Origin of the sequence: Streptomyces dysideae (assembly GCF_001514305.1) — a bacterium.
Classification (GTDB): Bacteria; Actinomycetota; Actinomycetes; order Streptomycetales; family Streptomycetaceae; genus Streptomyces; species Streptomyces dysideae.
In genome coordinates, this window is record NZ_KQ949076.1 from 313699 (window position 1) to 332983 (window position 19285).

Sequence of the window (19285 nt, forward strand, 5' to 3'; positions counted from 1 at the left end):
CTCCGGGAGGGGAGGGACGCCCTGACCGTGCGCGGGTTGCTCACACCGGCTCCGGCTGGCGTTCCCGCCGCTCCGGCTCCGGCGTACGCGACAGCCTGCCCGGCCACCACACCGTCCGCCGCAGCAGCACGCTCGCCGTGGTCACCAGGTACGTCCGGACGAGGAACGTGTCCAGCAGCACTCCGACCGCGATCACGAACCCGAGCTCGACCAGCCCCACCAGCGGCAGCGTCGTCAGCACCGCGAAGGTCGCGGCGAGGACGATGCCCGCGGAGGCGATGACGCCGCCCGTGGTACGCAGTGCCGTGAGCGCGGCCGCTTCCGGTTCGGCGCCGTTGAGGGACTCCTCACGCATCCGGTGCATCAGGAAGATGCCGTAGTCCACACCGAGGGCGACCAGGAAGACGAAGGACAGCAGCCCGAGCCCGGGGTCCGTGCCCTCGAAGCCCAGCACCGGGCCGAACACCAGCCCGCCGATCCCGAGCGCCGCGCCCCACACCGCGACCACCGCCACCAGCAGCATCAACGGTGCGACGAGGCTGCGCAGCAGTCCCACGAGGATGACGAACACGGCGGCCAGCACCAGCGGCACGATCACCACGCGGTCCCGGGACTCGCTGTCGGCGAGGTCGATCTGCTGGGCGCTGGGCCCGCCGACGTAGGTGCCGTCGAGTCCGTCGCGCAGGGCCTCGATGGTCCGCGTCTCGCCGGGCGTCTGGGGGGCGGCGGTCGCGAAGACGGAGATCTCCGTCCAGCCCCCGCCGCTGCGTCCGGCGGCCACCTCGGCGACCCCGTCCGTCGTCCGTGCCGTCTCCGCCACGGCGCCGGCCGTGTCCGTCGGGGCGATCACGGTGATCGGCTGGCTGCTGCGTTCGGGATACTCGCGGGCCAGCGTCTGCATCGCGGTGATCGACTCGGGTTGGTCGGTGAAGGAGTCCTCCTGGTCGAGGCCGCCGGGCAGGTTGAGCGTGCCGAGCGCGAGGGCGCCCAGCAGGACCGCGCCGCCCGCGAGGACGGCGGCGGGCCGGCGGGTCGCCGAGGACCCCATGGCGGCGAACAGCGACCGGCGGGCCTTGGGCGTGCTGCCGAAGGCGGGGATCACCGGCCAGAACACGCGCCGCCCGAGCAGCACCAGCACAGCCGGCAGCAGCGTCGTCATGGCGACCAGCGCGGCCAGCACGCCCACCATCCCCACCGGGCCCATGCCGCTGCTGCTGTTGAGGTCGGCGGCGAGCAGGCACAGCAGCCCGGCCGCGACCGTGCCGGAGGAGGCGAGGATCGCCGGTCCGCAGCCGCGCAGGGCGGTGCGCATGGCGTCGTACGGCCGTTCGTGGCACCGTAGCTCCTCGCGGTAGCGGGAGATGAGCAGCAGCGCGTAATCGGTGCCCGCGCCGAGGACGAGGATCGTCATCACGCCGCCGCTCTGGCCGGTGATGGTGACGTCGAAGAGTTCGTGCAGCCCGTATGCGGCGGCCATGGCCATGCCGGCGGCGACGCCCGCGACGGCGAGCGGCACCAGCCACAGGAACGGGCTGCGGTAGATGAGGATCAGCAGCACGGTGACGACGCCGAGTGTGGCGTACAGCAGGGTGCCGTCGATCGTCTCGAACACCTTGCCCATGTCGGTGTTGAGCGCGCCGGGCCCGCCGACCTCGACGCTCAGCCCGCCGCTGCCCTCGGTGATCTCCCGCACTCCGTCGACGAAGGCGTTCCGGGCCTCCTCGTCCTGGCCGGGTGAGGTGCTGGACACCGGGTACATCAGGGTGGTGCCGTCCTCGGACGGGATGCCCTTGGGCGTACCGGACAGCTCGTACGCGGTGCCGACCTCGGCGACCTGCTCCACCGCCGTCTGCCGGTCTCCGGCGGTCAGCCCGCCGTCCCGGTGGTACACGAGCACCAGGTCGGTCGACTCACCGCCGGGCAGCTCGTCCTGGATCCTGGCCACCTGGGTGGAGTCCGCGCTGTCGGGCAGATAGTCGACCGCGCGGTTCTGCTGCACGTCGCCGAACTTCCCGGCCAGCGGCCCGACCAGCACGAGCGCGGCCAGCCACAGGCCGACCACCATCCAGGGCACGGCGCGTCGTCGCCGTGCGGTTGTCCTTGTGCCGCCCATGGTGACGGGTCTCCCTCCGGTCGGGGCTGTCTGGATCGGTCTCCAGACTCCCGTCCTGAAGGCATCGAATCGTCGGGCGTGAGGTCGAGCCGGACGTTACTGCGGAGGGCGGCCCACGGGCTGGATTACTCCCCGGGGAGTACGAGTGGTCCTACGACGGCGCCTACGACGGTGTACGCGCCGCCACCAGCAACCGCGTCACGTCTTCCCCGCAGATGGTGAGCGCCGCGCCCACGGTCGTGAGGACCTCCCGCTCGGCCGGTGTGTACGGCCCGTCGGCCAGGGCGATGCGTGCGCCCTGGAGCAGGATCGATTCGCGGCCGGCGGGGGCGAGGTGCGGGGCCAGCGGGTCCAGGGCCTCGTGCAGCTCTATGGCGAGTCCGGCGCCGCAGGGCTCGCCGAAGACCCGGCCGGTGTCCGCGGCGAGCGCCTCGACCAGGGCGTCGAGCTGCTCCTCCGTGCAGTCGTCGAAGCCGGCCGCGCGGACCGCGCCCGCCGCCGTCTCCAGGGCCGGGCGGGCGCAGGGGCTGCCGGCGGCGAGGACCGCCAGGGCGACGGTGTGGACGGCGTCGCGGAGCATCGCCGAGAAGCGAGTGGTGGTGGGATGGTCGAGGACGTCGGTGCCGAAGTGGCGGCTGCACGCGGCGCACTCCACGACCGGGCCGGCCTCACCGCGCGGCAGCACGGGCACACCGAGGCAGGTGAAGCGGCGGCGGCCGGTCAGCCGCTGGTAGTTGCGGTCGCCTCCGCAGCCGGGGCAGAAGAACTCGCCGTCGCCGACCGGCGTCCACGCGATGCGCGTGCCGAGGAGGCGGGCACGCCTGTCGGCACGGCCGTTTCGTCCCCGTCCTGGCAGCACGTCGCACCTCCGTAACCACGCGGCAACATCGCCGCGCTTGCGTGATGTTAGCCACATTGTCGAGGTGGAGTCAGCACCCCGGAAGGGACCTTCCCGTGACCTCCACAGCTATTGGCTGGTATACGACGGAGCCCCGCCCACCCGGAAAAGGTGGACGGGGCTCTTAAACCGCCGGTCAGGCTGGTCAGCGAGCCGCCCGGTTGACGGCCGAGACGACCGCCTTCAGGGAGGCCCGGGTCGTGTTCGCGTCGATTCCGATGCCCCACAGGACCTTGTCGTCGATCGCGCATTCGATGTAGGAGGCGGCCTGCGCGGAGGCGCCCTCGCTCATCGTGTGCTCCTGGTAGTCCAGCAGCCGTACGTCGATCCCGATGGACTGCAGGGCGTCGAAGAAGGCCGAGATCGGACCATTGCCGGAGCCGGTCAGGACGGTGTCCGTGCCGTCGACCGAGGCCTCGACCTGGAGGGTGTCGACGCCGTCCGTGTCGGTGGTCGACTGGTTGTTCTTGACCTGGATGCGGCCCCACGGGTTGTCGGAGTTGGGCAGGTACTCGTCCCGGAAGGTCGCCCAGATGTCCTTCGGTGTGACCTCGCCGCCCTCGGCGTCCGTCTTCGCCTGGATGATCTTCGAGAACTCGATCTGCATCCGGCGCGGCAGGTCCAGCTTGTGGTCGTTCTTCAGGACGTACGCGATCCCGCCCTTGCCGGACTGCGAGTTGACCCGGATGACCGCCTCGTAGGAGCGGCCGACGTCCTTCGGGTCGATGGGCAGGTAGGGCACGGCCCACTCGATGTCGTCGACGGTGACGCCCTTGGCCTTGGCGTCGGCCTCCATGGTGTCGAAGCCCTTCTTGATGGCGTCCTGGTGGGAGCCGGAGAAGGACGTGTAGACCAGGTCGCCCACGTACGGGTGGCGCGGGTGGACCTCCATCTGGTTGCAGTACTCCCACGTACGACGGATCTCGTCGATGTCGGAGAAGTCGATCTGCGGGTCGACGCCCTGCGAGAACAGGTTCATGCCCAGGGTGACCAGGTCGACGTTGCCGGTGCGCTCGCCCTGCCCGAACAGACAGCCCTCGACGCGGTCGGCACCGGCCATCAGCGCCAGCTCGGCGGCGGCGACGGCCGTACCGCGGTCGTTGTGCGGGTGGACGGAGATGCAGACGTGCTCGCGGCGGGACAGGTTGCGGCCCATCCACTCGAAGCGGTCGGCGTGCGTGGACGGCGTCGAACGCTCCACGGTGGCGGGCAGGTTGAGGATGATCTCGCGGCCCGGTCCGGGCTGCCAGACGTCCATGACCGCCTCGCAGACCTCCAGCGCGAAGTCCAGTTCGGTGTCGGTGAAGATCTCGGGGCTGTACTGGTAGCCGAACTCCGTCTCGGGGCCCAGCAGCTTCTCGGCGTACTCCATGACCAGCCGCGTGCCGTCGACGGCGATCTGCTTGATCTGGTCCTTGGAGCCGCGGAAGACGACCCGGCGGAAGACCGGGGCGGTGGCGTTGTACAGGTGGACGGTGGCGCGCTTGGCGCCCTTCAGGGACTCCACCGTCCGCTCGATCAGGTCCTCGCGGGCCTGCGTCAGCACGGAGATCGTGACGTCGTCCGGGATCGCGCCGGGCTCCTCGACGATGGAGCGCACGAAGTCGAAGTCGGTCTGGCCGGAGGCCGGGAAGCCGACCTCGATCTCCTTGTAGCCCATCTTGACCAGCAGATCGAACATCGCGCGCTTACGGGCGGGCGACATGGGGTCGATCAGGGCCTGGTTGCCGTCGCGCAGGTCGGTGGAGAGCCAGCGGGGGGCGGTGGTGATCCGCTTGCCCGGCCAGGTGCGGTCCGGGATGTCGACCTGCTCGTAGCGGCCGTACTTGTGGATCGGCATGGAACTGGGCTGCTGGCGGTTCGCCATGATGCGGGGCTCCTCAGGATGTCCGGAAGGACGGCCGACGACGCAACGCCAAGCTCCGCGGGGAGGGGGTCGGCCTCGACTACAGGCCCTCGCCGCGGCAGCTAAGGAGGAGCAGCCCGAAACGCATGATGCACCGCATGCTAGTCGAGCTCCTCCGGATGCGGGGGGCCGTATCAGTATGCGGGACCGGCGGGATGAACGGGACAAAAAGTGCGCCATACCACTTCGTCACGGAGCGTGCGCTTCCTTGTCCCCACATTTCACCAATCATGGTGGCGGGTAGTGACAGCGCCATAACTCAGTGCAAGGGTGCCGGGCATGACGACCAACGGGGGCTTCGAGCCCGTCTTCTGCACCGTCGTACCGCCACACGTCCTCGACAAACTGGCCCGGAACGACGACCCCGCACTCTCCGGACCCGCCCGCCGCACCCTGATGCGCGACAGCGAACTGCGCGGCAAGCGCCGCGTCACCACCGAGTTCGCCCTCGCGGCGGCGCCGACGGCGAAGGCACCGTCGGACCAGCCGCTGCGCACCGTCTACGACGCCGAGCACCGCACCGCCCTGCCCGGCACCAAGGTGCGCGGCGAGGGCGAGGACCCGGGCCAGGACGCCACGGTCAACCGCGCCTTCTCCGGCCTCGGCGCCACCTTCGAGCTCTTCCTCAAGGCCTACGGCCGCCACTCCATCGACGGCGACGGCCTGCCCCTGGACGCCACCGTCCACTACGACGAGAACTACAACAACGCCTTCTGGAACGGCGAGCAGATGGTGTTCGGCGACGGTGACGGCGAGATCTTCCTCGACTTCACCATCCCGATCGACGTCATCGGCCACGAGCTCGCCCACGGCGTCACCCAGTACACGGCGAACCTCACCTACTACGGCCAGCCGGGCGCCCTCAACGAGTCGATGTCCGACGTCTTCGGCGCGCTCATCAAGCAGTACACGCTCGGCCAGACCGCCGCCGAGGCCGACTGGCTGATCGGCGCGGGCCTGCTCGCCCCCAGCGTCACCGGCAAGGCCCTGCGCTCCATGAAGGAACCGGGCAGCGCCTACGACGACGACGTCCTCGGCAAGGACCCGCAGCCCGCGACCATGGACGACTACGTCCGCACCGGCCGCGACAACGGCGGCGTCCACATCAACTCCGGCATCCCCAACCACGCGTTCTACCTCGCGGCCACCCAGCTCGGCGGCCACGCCTGGGAGAAGGCGGGCCAGATCTGGTACGACGTCCTGACCGGCGGCGAGCTCACGGACCGGGCCTTCTTCACCGACTTCGCCAAGCTGACCGTCAAGGCCGCGCGCGAGCGCTACGGCGACGGCGGCGAGGAGCTGCAGGCCGTGGAGAAGGCCTGGGAGCAGGTCGGGGTGCGGATTCTCTGACTCCGTACTAGACAGGAACCCATGCGTATTCAGGTGAGGCGCACGGGCGGATTCGCGGGCATCGACCGTCATGCCGAGGTCGACACATCGGGCCGGCCCGATGCCCAGGAGTGGCAGTCCCTGGCCGAACGCGCGTTCGCGTCCGGTCGGGGCACGCCCCCGGTCGGGGTTCCGGACGGCTTCAGCTACCAGATCACGGTGGACGGGAAGACGGTGTACTGCGCGGACCCCCGGCTCACGGAGGAGCAGCGGAAGCTGATCTCCAGGGTGCTGAAGGAAGGAGCGTGACCGGCGGATCAGGCCGGGTGTAACTGGTTGTTCACGCCTGCCCGTTGACTTCCGTTACCGCTGGTACGGATGATCCCGCGCATGGCGACGAACCCGATACCTCAGTTCCCGGCCGGCTTCCTGTGGGGCGTGTCCACCTCGGCCCATCAGATCGAAGGGGCCGTGGACGAACGCGAGCCCTCCGTCTGGGACGCCTTCACAGCCGAGCCGGGCCGGGTGAAGGACGGCTCCACGGCCGCGGTGGCCTGCGACCACTACCACCGCTACCCCGAGGACGTCGCCCTCCTGTCCGGCCTGGGCGTGACCGCGTACCGCTTCTCGGTCTCCTGGCCGAGGGTGCGTGCGGAAGGCGGCCTGGACTTCTACGACCGTCTGGTGGACGAGCTGTGCGCGGCGGGCATACGCCCGGTCCCCACCCTCTTCCACTGGGACCTGCCGCTGGACCTCGACTGGCTGGACCGCGACACGGCATCACGCTTCGCGGAGTACGCGTCGACGGTGGCCGAGCGCCTCGGCGACCGAGTGAAGAAGTGGATCACCCTCAACGAGCCCGCCGAACACACCCTGTTCGGCCATGCCCTGGGCGCGCACGCACCCGGGAAACAGCTGATGTTCGACGCGCTGCCGGTCGCCCACCACCAGCTCCTGGCCCACGGCCTGGCCGTACGGGCCCTGCGCGCGGCCGGCGCGACGGACATCGGCATCGCCAACTCACACGGCCCGACCTGGCCGGCCTCCCAGGAACCGGCGGACCTGGAGGCGGCGGGCTTCTACGACGTCCTGCTGAACCGCCTGTTCGCGGACCCGCTGCTGCTGGGCGAATACCCGGAGGGCATAGGCGAGTTGATGCCAGGCGATGTCGACTCCGACCTGAAGATCATCGCGGAACCCCTGGACTGGTACGGCATCAACTACTACGCGCCGACCCGCGTGGGCGCCCCCGAGGGCGCGGACATCGAGTTCGGCGGACTGACGATCCCCGCCGAACTCCCCTTCTCCGTAAGGCAGATCGAGGGCGTCCCGGTGACGGACTTCGGCTGGCCGGTGGTCCCCGAGGGCCTGACGGAACTGCTCACCACCTTCCGCGACCGCTACGGCGACCGCCTCCCGCCGGTCGTCATCACCGAGAACGGCTGCTCGTACGAGGGGATCGACGACCAGGACCGGATCGCCTACCTGGACGGCCACATCCGCGCCCTGCACCGGGCGGTGGAGGCGGGCGTGGACGTACGCGGCTACTTCGTCTGGTCGCTGCTCGACAACTTCGAGTGGGCGGAGGGGTACGCACGCCGGTTCGGCCTGGTGCACGTGGACTTCGAGACGCTGGAGAGGACTCCGAAGGCGTCGTACGGCTGGCTGCGGGACGTGCTCCGGGCCCAGGGATGACGGATGACGACAACGTCACCGTCGTTTCGGCTCTCGCTGAGCCCGTCGAACGGGTAGGCCGAGGCTGGACGGCGTCCCTCTCCCTCGCCAACGGGGCGATCTGGGTGGGCTGGTACGGCCCCCTGCAGATCCTGCTCGCCTCACAGGCCGAGAACTTCGCGCCCGGCACCGGCATGTCCAAGGAGACGCTGCTGGCGTGGGTGACCGGGGTGGGCGCCGTGGTGTCGCTGGTCGCGAACCCGGTGTTCGGCGCGCTGTCGGACCGTACGACAGCGCGCCGGGGCCGCCGGACGCCGTGGATCGTGGCCGGGGCGGCGGGCGGTGCGCTGTCGTTGCTGCTGCTCGGAGGCGCGGGCGGGCTGTGGACGATGGTGCTGGGCTGGTGCCTGGTCCAGCTGACGCTGAACGCGGCGTTCGCGGCGGTCACGGCGGCGGTGCCGGATCAGGTGCCGCGGCTCCAACGGGGTTCCGTGGGCGGCTGGTTGGGGGCGGCGCAGATCCTCGGGGTGGTCGGCGGGACGGGGCTCGCGACGGTGGCGGGCGGGGTGGGTGCCGGGTATGCGGCGTGCGCGGTGTTCACGGTGGTCGGGGTGCTGCCGTACGCCCTGCGCCACACGGACCTTCGTCTGGCACCGGCGGACCGCCCGGCGTGGTCCTGGCGGGGCTTCGCGGCCGGCTTCTGGCTGAGCCCGCGCCGGTATCCCGACCTGGGCTGGGCCTGGCTGACCCGCTTCCTGATCAACCTCAGCAACGCGCTGGTGCTGCTGTATCTCCTCTACTACCTCCGGGACCGCCTCCACTACGCCGATCCCGACGAGGGCGTGCTGATCCTGACGGCGGTGAACGGGGTGACGCTGCTGGCGACCGTCGTGGTCGCCGGCGTCTGGTCGGACCGGGTGGGCCGCCGCAAGCCGTTCGTGATCTGGTCGGGCGTGCTGATGGCGGGGGCGACGGGGGCGTTGGCCGTCTGGCAGACATGGCCCGGGGCGGTCGTCGCGGCGGCGGTGCTGGGCGTGGGGTTCGGGGTCTTCACGTCCGTCGACTTCGCACTGATGACGGACGTACTGCCGAAGGCACTGGACCGGGGGAAGGACCTGGGCGTCATCAACGTGGCGAACGCCTTGCCACAGGTGGCTGCGCCTGCTCTGGCCGCGCCGGTGGTGACGTATCTCGGCGGGTACCGGGTGCTGTATGTGGTGGCGGCGGTGATCGGGTTGGTGGGGGCGGGGTTGGTGGGGCGGATTCGGGGGGTTGACTGAGGGCTTTGCGCCCCCGCCGCCCCTACCCGTCCCATCCCCAGGGGCGCTGCCCCTTCGACCCCACTGGGGCTGCCGCCCCAGACCCCGCTCCGGCCCTGAAGGGGCCTTGTCCTCGAACGCCGGACGGGCTGAGAGATGCAGGGCGGCGGTGAGAGGGGCGAGGCCCCGTCCGAGTCGTCCACCCCTCTCCCGACAGTAAACGGGTGGTGGGTGGGCATAGGCCGGGGGTCCAGGGGCGGAGCCCCGGAGTGGGGGCAAAAGGGCGGAGCCCCTGGCCGCGGCTCAGAAGCCCAGCTTGCGCAGCTGCCTGGGGTCCCGCTGCCAGTCCTTCGCCACCTTCACATGCAGGTCCAGGAACACCGGCGTACCGAGCAACGCCTCGATCTGCTTACGCGACTTGATCCCGACCTCCTTCAACCGCTTGCCCTTGGGCCCGATGATGATGCCCTTCTGACTGGGCCGCTCGATGTAGACGAACGCGTGGATGTCGAGGAGCGGCTTGTCGGCGGGCCGGTCTTCGCGGGGCAGCATCTCCTCCACCACGACCGCGATGGAGTGCGGCAGCTCGTCGCGCACACCCTCGAGCGCGGCCTCCCGGATCAATTCCGCGATCATGACCTGCTCGGGCTCGTCGGTGAGGTCACCCTCCGGGTAGAGCGCCGGCCCCGCCGGCAGCAGCGGGACGAGAAGGTCGGCCAGCAGGTCGACCTGCTTGTCACCGACCGCCGAGACGGGCACGATCTCCGCCCACTCGAACCCCAGCTCCTTGCCGAGCTGATCGATCGCGATGAGCTGCTCGGCAAGCGTCTTACCGTCGACGAGGTCGGTCTTCGTGACGATCGCGATCTTCGGCGTCTTCTTGATGGACGCCAGTTCCTTCGCGATGAACCGGTCACCGGGACCGAGCTTCTCGTTCGCGGGCAGACAGAAGCCGATCACATCGACCTCGGCCCACGTCGTACGCACGACGTCGTTCAGGCGCTGCCCCAGCAGCGTGCGCGGCTTGTGCAGCCCAGGGGTGTCGACAAGGATCAGCTGCGCGTCCGGCCGGTGCACGATCCCCCGCACCGTGTGCCGGGTCGTCTGCGGCTGGTTCGCGGTGATCGCCACCTTCTGGCCGACCAGAGCGTTCGTAAGGGTGGACTTGCCCGCGTTGGGACGGCCCACGAAGCAGGCGAAGCCCGCGCGGTGGGTGGCCGCCGACGGCTCGGATGACTGGCTGCGAACGCTCATGGCGCCCATTCTCCCTGATCCACAGAGCCCCGCCGCACATCCGTCCATCCGTCCATCCGTCCATCCGTGACCACCCTGGCCACCCTGGCCACCGTGCCCATGTCGTCGCCGAAGGCGAGGGAGTAGCCGGCGGCCGGCGTTCTACGGCGGCATGGTCCGCACGAAGAGCGTCCTCAATGCTGATGCCACACCACGGTGACCAGGGCGATCGACAGGAAGCTCATCACCGGCCTCATCGGCGGCCTCGAACACGCCGGCATGAGCGGCCTCGGCCCGGAAAGCGTCCAGGGCACGGTCCCCACCCTGCGCTTCGCGACCTTCCAGCTCACCTTCGCGATCATCACGGCCGCGCTGATCAGCGGCGTGATCGCCGACCGGGCGAAGTTCGGGGCCTGGCTGGTCTTCGTCCCCGTATGGGCACTCCTCGTATACGCTCCCGTCGCCCACTGGACCTGGGGCCCCGGCGGCTGGATCCTCACCCACCTCGGCGCCCTCGACTTCGCCGGCGGCCTCCCCGTCGAGATCACCTCCGCGCCTCCGGTCCCGCCCTCGCCCTGGTCCTCGGCCCGCAGCTGGGGTTCAGGAAGGACGCGATGCGCCCGCACAACCTCCCCATGGTGATGCTCGGCGCCGGCCTGCTCTGGTTCGGCTGGTTCGGCTTCAACGCGGGCTCGGCCCTCGGCGCCCACGGCCTGGCCGCGGCGGCCTTCCTCAACACCCTGGCCGCAGGCTGCACGGGCCTCCTGGGCCGACTCTTCGTGGAGCAGAGCCGCGCCGGCCACCCCACCGCCCTCGGCGTCGCGTCCGGGGCGGTCGCGGGCCTGGTAGCCATCACCCCGTCCTGCGGCTCGGTCTCCCTGCTCGGCGCCCTGATCGTCGGCCTCACCACCGGTGCCGTCTGCTCGTACGCCGTCGGCTGGAAGTTCAACTACGACGACCCCCTGGACGTCGTCTGCGTTCACCTGGTCGGCGGCATCATCCTGCTGATCGGCGTCTTCGCGGTCGAGCCGATGACCGGCGGCACCGAGGGCCTCCTCCACGGCGGCGGCCTCGCCCAGCTCGGCAAGCAGCTGGTGGCGGTCGTGGCCGTGGCGGCGTACGCCTTCACCGTCACGTACGGCATCGGCAAGCTGATCGACAAGGCGATGGGCTTCCGCGCGGCCGAGGAGCAGGAGCACACCGGCCTGGACCTTACGGTGCACGCCGAGACCGCATACGATCACGGCGTCCTGGGCCACGGCGCCCCGGTCACCGCGTCCGTCGTCCCCTCCGCCCAGACAGAACAGAAGGTCAAAAGCCAGGCATGAAGCTCATCACCGCGATCGTCAAGCCGTACCGCCTCGACGAGGTCAAGACGGCACTCCAGGAGATCGGCGTCCACGGCCTGACCGTGACCGAGGCCAGCGGCTACGGCCGGCAGCGCGGCCACACCGAGGTGTACCGCGGCGCCGAGTACCAGGTCGACCTCGTCCCCAAGGTCCGGATCGAGGTCGTCGTCGAGGACGCCGACTCGGACGACGTCATCGACGCGATCGTGAAGGCCGCGCACACCGGCAAGATCGGCGACGGCAAGGTGTGGGCGCTGCCGGTCGACACGGTCGTACGGGTACGGACGGGCGAGCGCGGCCCCGACGCGCTGTAGGCGACACCGGGACCGCGCCCCTCACAGCCCTGGTGGGGCTCAGTCGAACACGAACGGGCCCGGCGACTGCGGCTCGGTCGCCGTGCACGTGATGGTGATGCCGAACACGGTCATCTGCAGCGAGCCCCCGAATGCCTCCAGGCTGTCCCCGGAGGCGACGGTCCCGGCGAGCGGACCGACGGTCACGGCGTCACCGGCGGCCATCGCCGGGTTCTCCGTGCCGGTGAAGGCGGTGGTGCCGCCGCCCGCCTTCACCAGGGTGAGCGTCGACGAGATCGAGTCCTCCGACAGCGCGATCGGCGCGGTGATCGCGGAGGAGTTGACGGTGATCGTGGCGGCGGTGCCGTTCTGCGTCGCGGTGAGCGTGGCCTCACCGCCGCCGAAGCTGCCGCAGTCGGCGTTGATCGTCGCGGCGCCCGGGGCGACGGCGAAAGCGGCCGGCGCGAACGCCAGCCCGGCGACCGCGAGGGCCCCCACCGCCAGTGCCGCACCTGTACTTGTGCGTGTGCCTCTCATCGGATCCGGTTCCCTTCCCATGTGGGGGAATTGCCATGCGGGGATGGACGGGAGATGCATCGACGGACCGCCGGGCGAGCGTGGTGCGGGACGCTGCCGTGGGGAGTGCGTGGGGGGTGAATCTGACGACCCGTCGGAACTACCGGTTCCATTGATACGCGAGGGACGGAGGACGGCAAGGGTGTTTTCCGGCCGCGTCTTGCCAACCAAGTCGGCCCACCCCTCTCCCGACAGTAAACGGGCGGCGGGTGGGCACAGGCCGGGGGTCTGGGGGCGGAGCCCAGGGAGACCTCAGCCAGCGGCAACAGTCAGCCGCACGACACCGTCAACCCCGGCCACCAGCACCGACGCCCCCACCCCACCCAGATCCCGCACGGCAGCCAAGTCCTCGCCAGAAACCGCGTCCGCCTCGGTAACCACCGCCGCCGCCTCCAACGACTTCGCCCCGGAAGCCACCGCCATGGCCACCGCGGTCCGCAGCGCACTCAGCTTCAGAGAGTCCAGATCCACGGTCCCGGCAACATACGTACGCCCGGTCTCGTCCCGTACGGCCGCCCCCTCGGGCACACCGTTGCGGGCCCGCGCGGAACGGGCCAGGGTGACGATCTTGCGGTCCTCGGGGTCAATCGCGCTGCTGTCGCTCATGACCTGAGGATACGTAGCGGCCTCAGGGACGGTCGAGGCGGAGCCGGTCCGCACGCGGCAGGCCGGCGACGACCAGGTCGTAGGAGTCCTCGACCAGCTCCCGGACCAGACCGTCCGGGAGTTCGCCGTCGACGGTGACCGTGTTCCAGTGACGCTTGTTCATGTGCCAGCCGGGGACGATCAGGCCCGGGTGCTCGCCGCGCAGCCGGATCGCGTCCTCCGGGCCGCACTTCAGGTTGACCGTGAGGGGCCGCGCGTCCAGGTTCGTCAGGGCGAACAGCTTGCCCTGGACCTTGAAGACGGAGGTCTCCGGGTTGAACGGGAAGTCCTCCACCACCGCGTTGAAGGACAGACAGAACGCGCGCAGATCCTGCGGGGTCACTCCGCCTTCGCCTCCTCCTCGGCCACCGGATCCACCGGGCCCAACGGCTCCACCAGTACGGTCACGATCTTGTTCCGGCGCCCGGCCGCCGCCTCCGCCGTCAGCCGCAGCTCCCGCCCGTCCGGGAGGCCGACCATGGACGACGCCCCGGCGATGGGAACCCGCCCCAGCGCCTTGGCCAGCAGCCCGCCCACGGTCTCCACGTCCTCGTCGTCGTACTCGTCGAGGCCGTACAGCTCACCGAGGTCGGTGATGTCGAGGCGGGCGGTGACGCGGTAGCGGTCGTCGCCCAGTTCCTCCACGGGCGGCAGTTCGCGGTCGTACTCGTCGGTGATCTCGCCGACGATCTCCTCGAGGATGTCCTCGATGGTGACGATGCCCGCGGTGCCGCCGTACTCGTCGATGACGACGGCGACGTGGTTGCGCTCCTGCTGCATCTCGCGCAGTAGATCGCCGGCGTTCTTGGTGTCCGGGACGAAGGCGGCGGGCCGCATGGCCGTGGACACCAGTTCGCTCTCCGCGTCCCGGCTGATGTGCGTCTTGCGGACCAGGTCCTTCAGATACACGATCCCGACGATGTCGTCCTCGCTCTCCCCGGTGACCGGGATGCGGGAGAACCCGGAGCGCAGGGCGAGGGTGAGCGCCTGGCGGATCGTCTTGTAGCGCTCGATGACGACCAGGTCGGTCCGCGGGACCATGACCTCCCGGACGAGCGTGTCGCCCAGCTCGAAGACCGAGTGCACCATGCGGCGCTCCTCGTCCTCGATGAGCGACTCCTTCTCGGCTAGGTCGACCAGCGCGCGCAGCTCCGCCTCGGAGGCGAACGGGCCCCGGCGGAAGCCCTTGCCGGGGGTCAGCGCGTTGCCGATGAGGATCAGCAGGGGTGGGATCGGGCCCATGATCCTGGCCAGCGGTACCAGCACGTACGCCGCTGCCGTGGCCGTGTTCAGCGGGTGCTGGCGGCCGATGGTGCGCGGGGAGACCCCGACGGCGACGTACGACACGAGGACCATGACGGCGATCGCCACCAGCAGCGCCTCGGCGGTGCCGTCGAACTCCTGCAGGCAGGCGTACGTGACCAGCGAGGCGGCGGCCATCTCGCAGACGACGCGGACCAGCAGCGCCACGTTCAGATAGCGCGTCGGATCGGCGGCGACCTGCGCGAGCTTGGCACTGCCGCGCCGCCCGGAACGTACGGCTTCCTCGGCGCGGAAGCTGGAGACGCGCGCCAGGCCCGCCTCCGCGCAGGCGGCGAGCCAGGCGACGACGACCAGGGCGATCGCGCCGGAGACGAGGGGGAGGCTCATGACACGGTCGGGGCCGGGGACGGGCCGGTCAGGCCCTTCTCCGCGCGCCAGCCGTCCACGATGGCGGCCTGCAGACCGAACATCTCGGCCTTCTCGTCGGGCTCCTCGTGGTCGTACCCGAGCAGGTGCAGCACGCCATGGACGGTGAGCAGCTGGAGCTCCTCGTCCATGGAGTGCTGCGTGGGCGCCTCGGTGCCCTGCTTGGCGGCGACCTCGGGGCAGAGCACGATGTCACCGAGGAGGCCCTGCGGGGGCTCGTCGTCGCCCTTCGACGGCGGACGGAGCTCGTCCATCGGGAAGGACATGACGTCCGTGGGCCCCGGCAGGTCCATCCACTGGATGTGCAGCTGCTCCATGGCGTCGGCGTCCACGACGATCACCGAGAGCTCGGAGAGCGGGTGGATGCGCATCCGCGCGAGTGCGTAGCGGGCGATGTCGAGGATCGCCTGCTCGTCGACCTCGGTTCCGGATTCGTTGTTGACGTCGATCGACATGGTTGTGCTGGGTCTCCCGCTTTAAATTGTTACAGCCCCTTGTGCCCGGCGCCCTTGCCCCGGCCGCCCTTGTGGGTGCCGTTCTCGGTGCCGTGCTGGCTGTCGTACACCTCGTACGCGTCGACGATACGGCCGACGAGCTTGTGCCGTACGACATCGTGGGACGACAGCCGGGAGAAGTGGACGTCGTCGAGGCCCTCGAGGATCTCCTGCACCTGCCGCAGACCGGACTTGGTGCCGTTCGGCAGGTCGACCTGCGTCACGTCACCGGTGATCACGATCTTCGAGTCGAAGCCGAGACGGGTGAGGAACATCTTCATCTGCTCGGGGCTGGTGTTCTGGGCCTCGTCCAGGATGATAAAAGCATCATTCAAGGTCCGTCCTCGCATGTATGCGAGGGGTGCGACCTCGATCGTCCCGGCCGCCATCAGCCTCGGGATCGAGTCCGGGTCGAGCATGTCGTGCAGCGCGTCGTACAGCGGGCGCAGGTAGGGGTCGATCTTCTCGTAGAGCGTGCCGGGCAGGAAGCCCAGCCGCTCTCCCGCCTCCACCGCGGGCCGGGTCAGGATGATGCGGTTGACCTGCTTGGACTGCAGGGCCTGCACCGCCTTCGCCATGGCGAGATAGGTCTTGCCGGTACCGGCGGGGCCGATACCGAAGACGATCGTGTGCTTGTCGATCGCGTCGACGTACCGCTTCTGGTTGAGGGTCTTGGGGCGGATCGTGCGGCCGCGCGAGGAGAGGATGTTCTGGGTGAGGACCTCGGCAGGGGTTTCCTGGCCGTCGCCCTCGCCGTTCTCACTCGCTCTGAGCATGGCGATCGAGCGTTCCACTGCGTCCTCCGTCATCGGCTGTCCGGTGCGGAGCACCAGCATCATCTCGTCGAACAGGCGCTGGATGAGGCCGACTTCGGCGGCATCGCCGACCGCGCTGACCTCATTGCCCCGGACATGGATGTCGGCCGCCGGGAAGGCCTTCTCGATCACGCGCAGCAGGGAGTCGCCGGACCCCAGCACGGTCACCATCGGGTGCTGGGCGGGGACGGTGAACTGTGCTCTCGCCTGCCCCTGCGCGGGTGTGTGAGCTGTGGGTGTCTGAGTCATGGGCCGGCTCGTAGCCTTGCTCGTCCTCCTCGATACGACGCGCCCGCCACATGGGCGGCCTGGCGATTTCCAGGGTACGCCGGGGGACTGACAACGCCGTAGGCCTTTTCGGCACGCCTTCCCGGGCACGCCCTGGCGGACACTCCCTGTCAGGCGACCGCCGGACCTGTCAGGCCGACCGCCGGAACCCGATCGTCGGCACCGCCCGCAGCCGCGGCCACTGTCCCGCCTGCTCCTCGGGCACCAGGCCCGCCAGGAACGCGTACCGCCGCAGCGCGGCCTGGTCCTGCCGCTGCAGTGACTGCACCTTGCGCCACCACGCCCCGATCTCGGACCAGCCGGGCGCCGACAGGGAGCCGCCGAACTCCTGGACGGAGAGGGCGGCGGTCAGGCCCGCGAAGGCGAGACGGTCGGCGAGGGGCCAGTCGGCCAGGGTGCCGGTGACGAAACCGGCCACGAAGACGTCCCCGGCGCCGGTCGGGTCGAGGGCCTCGACCTCGATCGCGGGCACCTCGGCCGTCTCGCCGGTCCGCCGGTCCACGGCGTACGCACCCTCCGCACCGAGGGTGACCACGGCGAGCGGTACGTGGTCGGTGAGGGCGTGGGCGGCGGCGCGGGGGCAGTCGGAGCCGGTGTAGCGCATCGCCTCCTCGGCGTTCGGCAGGAAGGCCTCGCAGTACTCCAGGTCGGCCAGGCCCGCCAGGTCCCAGGCGCCGGTGTCGTCCCAGCCGACGTCGCCGAAGATGCGGGCGCCCTTGCTCGCGGCCTGGGCGATCCAGGGGGCGCGCTTTCCGGGGGTGAGGGAGGCGATGGCGGCACGCGCGCGGGGCGGGCAGTCGGGGGCCGGCTCCTCCGGGGGCGGCTCGTGGCCGTGGGAGACCATCGTGCGCTCGCCCTCGTACGCCATGGAGACGGTGACCGGGGAGTGCCAGCCGGGGACCGTGCGGGACGGGGTGAGGTCGATGCCCTCGCCCTGTTCCAGGGTGTCCCAGCAGTAGTCGCCGTAGTGGTCGTCGCCGAAGGCCGCGGCGAGGGACGTCCTGAGGCCGAGGCGGGCCAGCGCGGTCGCCATGTTCGCGGCGCCACCGGGGCTCGCCCCCATGCCGCGGGCCCAGGACTCGGTCCCGCGCACCGGGGCGGAGTCGAGCCCGGTGAAGATGATGTCGAGGAAGACGGTGCCCGTGAGGTAGACGTCCCAGGGCGGTTCTCCGGGCGCGCGCAGGGCGGCCAGGGGGTCGACCTGGGCCCGGCCGTGCGGTACCCCTGCGACGGACGACGGTCTCTTTCCGGTGGACGCGGTGGACGCGATGGACGCGGTCACGATGGCGCTCCCTGACGTGGTGCGGATTGGGCCAGTCTGCACCACACCACTGACAACGGGCGCTGATCGCGTCGCAGCCGCCCGTCAAGGCGCCGTTGCCCAAGGCGCCTACCAGCGAGGCACCGTCGGTGTGACCCAGTCCGGTTCGGCGACGCGCATGGCCGCCGCGTCGTCCCGCTCGCGCAGCGAACCGTCGTCGTCCAGCCAGCGCCGGTGGAGGAACCGCAGCCGGTCCCGGTCGAGTTCGACGCCCAGGCCGGGCGCGTCCGGGACGGTGACCTTGCCGCCGTCGAACGTCAGCCGCTTCGTCAGCACGTCCTCCGACTGCCACGGGTAGTGCGAGTCGCAGGCGTGGTGGAGGTTGGGGACAGTGGCCGCCACGTGGGTCATGGCGGCCAGTGAGATCCCCAGGTGGGTGTTGGAGTGCATGGACACCCCGACGCCGAACGTCCGGCAGATCGCGGCGAGCTGCTGGGTGTTGCGCAGCCCTCCCCAGTAGTGGTGGTCGGAGAGGACGACCTGGACGGCGTCGCGCGTGAACGCCTCCTCGATCTCGGCGAAGGTCGTCACACACATGTTGGTGGCGAGCGGCACGTCGGTGCCGGCGGCGACCTCGGCCATGGCGGGCGTACCGAGCGCCGGGTCCTCCAGGTACTCGAGAACGTCCCCGAGTTCGTTGGCGACCTTCAGCGAAGTGGCCACGCTCCAGGCCCCGTTGGGGTCCAGTCGCAGTGGATGCCCGGGGAAGGCCGCCGCCAGTGCCCGTACGGCCGCGATCTCCTCGTCCGGCGGGAAGACGCCACCCTTGAGCTTGAAGGAGGTGAAGCCGTACCGCTCGGTGAACTTCCGGGCCTGCTCGACGATCCCGGCCGGGTCGACGGCGGCACCCCAGTCGTCCTTCTCGGCCGCCAGGCCCTCGGGATGGTCGGCCCACTTGTAGAAGAGGTACGCGCTGTACTCCACGGCGTCCCGCAGCTTGCCGCCGAGCAGCGCGTGCACGGGCAGGCCGAGCGCCTTGCCGAGGGCGTCGAGGCAGGCGACCTCGAACCCGGAGACGACGGACAGCCGCAGCTTGTCGGCGGTCTGGACACCGCGCAGCCCGCCGACGTCGACCTGCCCGGAGACCCGGGAGTCGTCGACGGCCACCTCGTCCGCGAGACTGAACAGCCCGTTCAGGTCGCTGACCTGACGTCCCTTCAGCCGCTCCGAGAAGGGCCGGGCCAGCTCCAGGTACTTGGTGTCGCCGTACGTCTCCCCGACGCCGGTGATCCCGTCCGCCGTGACGACCTCCACGATCAGGCGGGGGGTGTACGGCTGGTGCACGCCCTGGGTGTTCAGCAGCGGCGGGTCGGCGACGAGGATCGGGGTCAGCTGTATGTCAGCGATGGTGAGGTTCACAGGGCGGCCATCTCCACATGCAGACGTCATCCATGTATGAGGAT

The 19285-nt window shown here is 70.4% G+C and carries 17 protein-coding genes and 1 pseudogene; 6 read left to right on the forward strand and 12 right to left on the reverse strand.

Annotated elements, in window-relative coordinates; translation table 11 throughout:
- Positions 1–40: 40 nt before the first annotated feature.
- The 3 genes from AQJ91_RS04725 to leuA all read right to left on the reverse strand — a co-directional run bounded on the left by AQJ91_RS04725 (position 41) and on the right by leuA (position 4878).
- On the reverse strand, positions 41–2113 hold the full coding sequence (locus AQJ91_RS04725; RefSeq protein ID WP_079084670.1) for an MMPL family transporter: 2073 nt from the start codon (positions 2111–2113) through the stop codon (positions 41–43).
- 163 nt (positions 2114–2276) lie between these two features.
- Positions 2277–2972, reverse strand: coding sequence for a tellurite resistance TerB family protein (locus AQJ91_RS04730; RefSeq protein ID WP_067016659.1), 696 nt, complete (start codon positions 2970–2972; stop codon positions 2277–2279).
- Positions 2973–3156: 184 nt separating this feature from the next.
- The gene (gene leuA, locus AQJ91_RS04735; RefSeq protein ID WP_067016661.1) at positions 3157–4878 is read right to left on the reverse strand and encodes a 2-isopropylmalate synthase; all 1722 of its coding nucleotides are present in this window, start codon (positions 4876–4878) and stop codon (positions 3157–3159) included.
- Positions 4879–5196: 318 nt separating this feature from the next.
- On the opposite strand from leuA, the gene AQJ91_RS04740 reads away from it, so the two are divergent.
- The 4 genes from AQJ91_RS04740 to AQJ91_RS04755 all read left to right on the forward strand — a co-directional run bounded on the left by AQJ91_RS04740 (position 5197) and on the right by AQJ91_RS04755 (position 9200).
- Positions 5197–6267 (forward strand): M4 family metallopeptidase, encoded by a 1071-nt coding sequence (locus AQJ91_RS04740; RefSeq protein WP_067016663.1) that lies wholly within the window; start codon positions 5197–5199, stop codon positions 6265–6267.
- A 21-nt stretch (positions 6268–6288) separates the two neighbouring features.
- Positions 6289–6555: a protealysin inhibitor emfourin gene (locus tag AQJ91_RS04745; protein ID WP_067016665.1), complete on the forward strand. Its 267-nt coding sequence runs from the start codon at positions 6289–6291 to the stop codon at positions 6553–6555.
- A gap of 69 nt (positions 6556–6624) precedes the next feature.
- Positions 6625–7941, forward strand: a complete 1317-nt coding sequence (locus AQJ91_RS04750) for a GH1 family beta-glucosidase (protein WP_079084671.1) — start codon at positions 6625–6627, stop codon at positions 7939–7941.
- Entirely contained in the window at positions 7938–9200 is a 1263-nt protein-coding gene (locus AQJ91_RS04755) for an MFS transporter (RefSeq protein ID WP_067016670.1), read from the forward strand. The genes AQJ91_RS04750 and AQJ91_RS04755 overlap by 4 nt, the downstream gene beginning before the upstream one ends.
- A gap of 282 nt (positions 9201–9482) precedes the next feature.
- On the opposite strand, the gene era is transcribed toward AQJ91_RS04755, so the two are convergent.
- Complete coding sequence (gene era, locus AQJ91_RS04760) at positions 9483–10442, reverse strand: GTPase Era (protein WP_199847845.1); 960 nt, start codon at positions 10440–10442, stop codon at positions 9483–9485.
- A 216-nt stretch (positions 10443–10658) separates the two neighbouring features.
- Between era and AQJ91_RS04765 the strand changes: the two are divergent.
- Positions 10659–11740 (forward strand): annotated as a pseudogene (locus AQJ91_RS04765) (ammonium transporter); the annotation flags it as partial.
- Positions 11737–12075, forward strand: coding sequence for a P-II family nitrogen regulator (locus tag AQJ91_RS04770; protein ID WP_067016672.1), 339 nt, complete (start codon positions 11737–11739; stop codon positions 12073–12075). The pseudogene AQJ91_RS04765 and the gene AQJ91_RS04770, both read left to right, overlap by 4 nt.
- Positions 12076–12114: 39 nt before the next feature.
- On the opposite strand, the gene AQJ91_RS04775 is transcribed toward AQJ91_RS04770, so the two are convergent.
- The 8 genes from AQJ91_RS04775 to AQJ91_RS04810 all read right to left on the reverse strand — a co-directional run bounded on the left by AQJ91_RS04775 (position 12115) and on the right by AQJ91_RS04810 (position 19241).
- Complete coding sequence (locus AQJ91_RS04775) at positions 12115–12591, reverse strand: hypothetical protein (RefSeq protein ID WP_067016674.1); 477 nt, start codon at positions 12589–12591, stop codon at positions 12115–12117.
- Positions 12592–12882: 291 nt separating this feature from the next.
- Positions 12883–13236, reverse strand: a complete 354-nt coding sequence (locus AQJ91_RS04780; protein ID WP_067017209.1) for a cytidine deaminase — start codon at positions 13234–13236, stop codon at positions 12883–12885.
- Positions 13237–13258: 22 nt separating this feature from the next.
- Positions 13259–13618 carry an MmcQ/YjbR family DNA-binding protein gene (locus tag AQJ91_RS04785; RefSeq protein WP_067016676.1) on the reverse strand — a complete coding sequence of 120 codons (360 nt, stop codon included), beginning with the start codon at positions 13616–13618 and terminating at the stop codon, positions 13259–13261.
- Positions 13615–14925, reverse strand: a complete 1311-nt coding sequence (locus tag AQJ91_RS04790) for a hemolysin family protein (protein WP_067016678.1) — start codon at positions 14923–14925, stop codon at positions 13615–13617. The genes AQJ91_RS04785 and AQJ91_RS04790 overlap by 4 nt, the downstream gene beginning before the upstream one ends.
- Positions 14922–15419 (reverse strand): rRNA maturation RNase YbeY, encoded by a 498-nt coding sequence (gene ybeY / locus AQJ91_RS04795; protein ID WP_067016680.1) that lies wholly within the window; start codon positions 15417–15419, stop codon positions 14922–14924. The genes AQJ91_RS04790 and ybeY overlap by 4 nt, the downstream gene beginning before the upstream one ends.
- Before the next feature lie 29 nt (positions 15420–15448).
- Positions 15449–16522 (reverse strand): PhoH family protein, encoded by a 1074-nt coding sequence (locus tag AQJ91_RS04800; protein WP_067016682.1) that lies wholly within the window; start codon positions 16520–16522, stop codon positions 15449–15451.
- Between the two features lie 169 nt (positions 16523–16691).
- Entirely contained in the window at positions 16692–17831 is a 1140-nt protein-coding gene (locus AQJ91_RS04805) for a carbohydrate kinase family protein (RefSeq protein ID WP_067017210.1), read from the reverse strand.
- Positions 17832–17951: 120 nt separating this feature from the next.
- A complete protein-coding gene (locus AQJ91_RS04810) occupies positions 17952–19241 on the reverse strand; it encodes a glucarate dehydratase family protein (protein ID WP_067016684.1) in 1290 nt (429 codons plus the stop codon).
- Between the last annotated feature and the right edge of the window lie 44 nt (positions 19242–19285).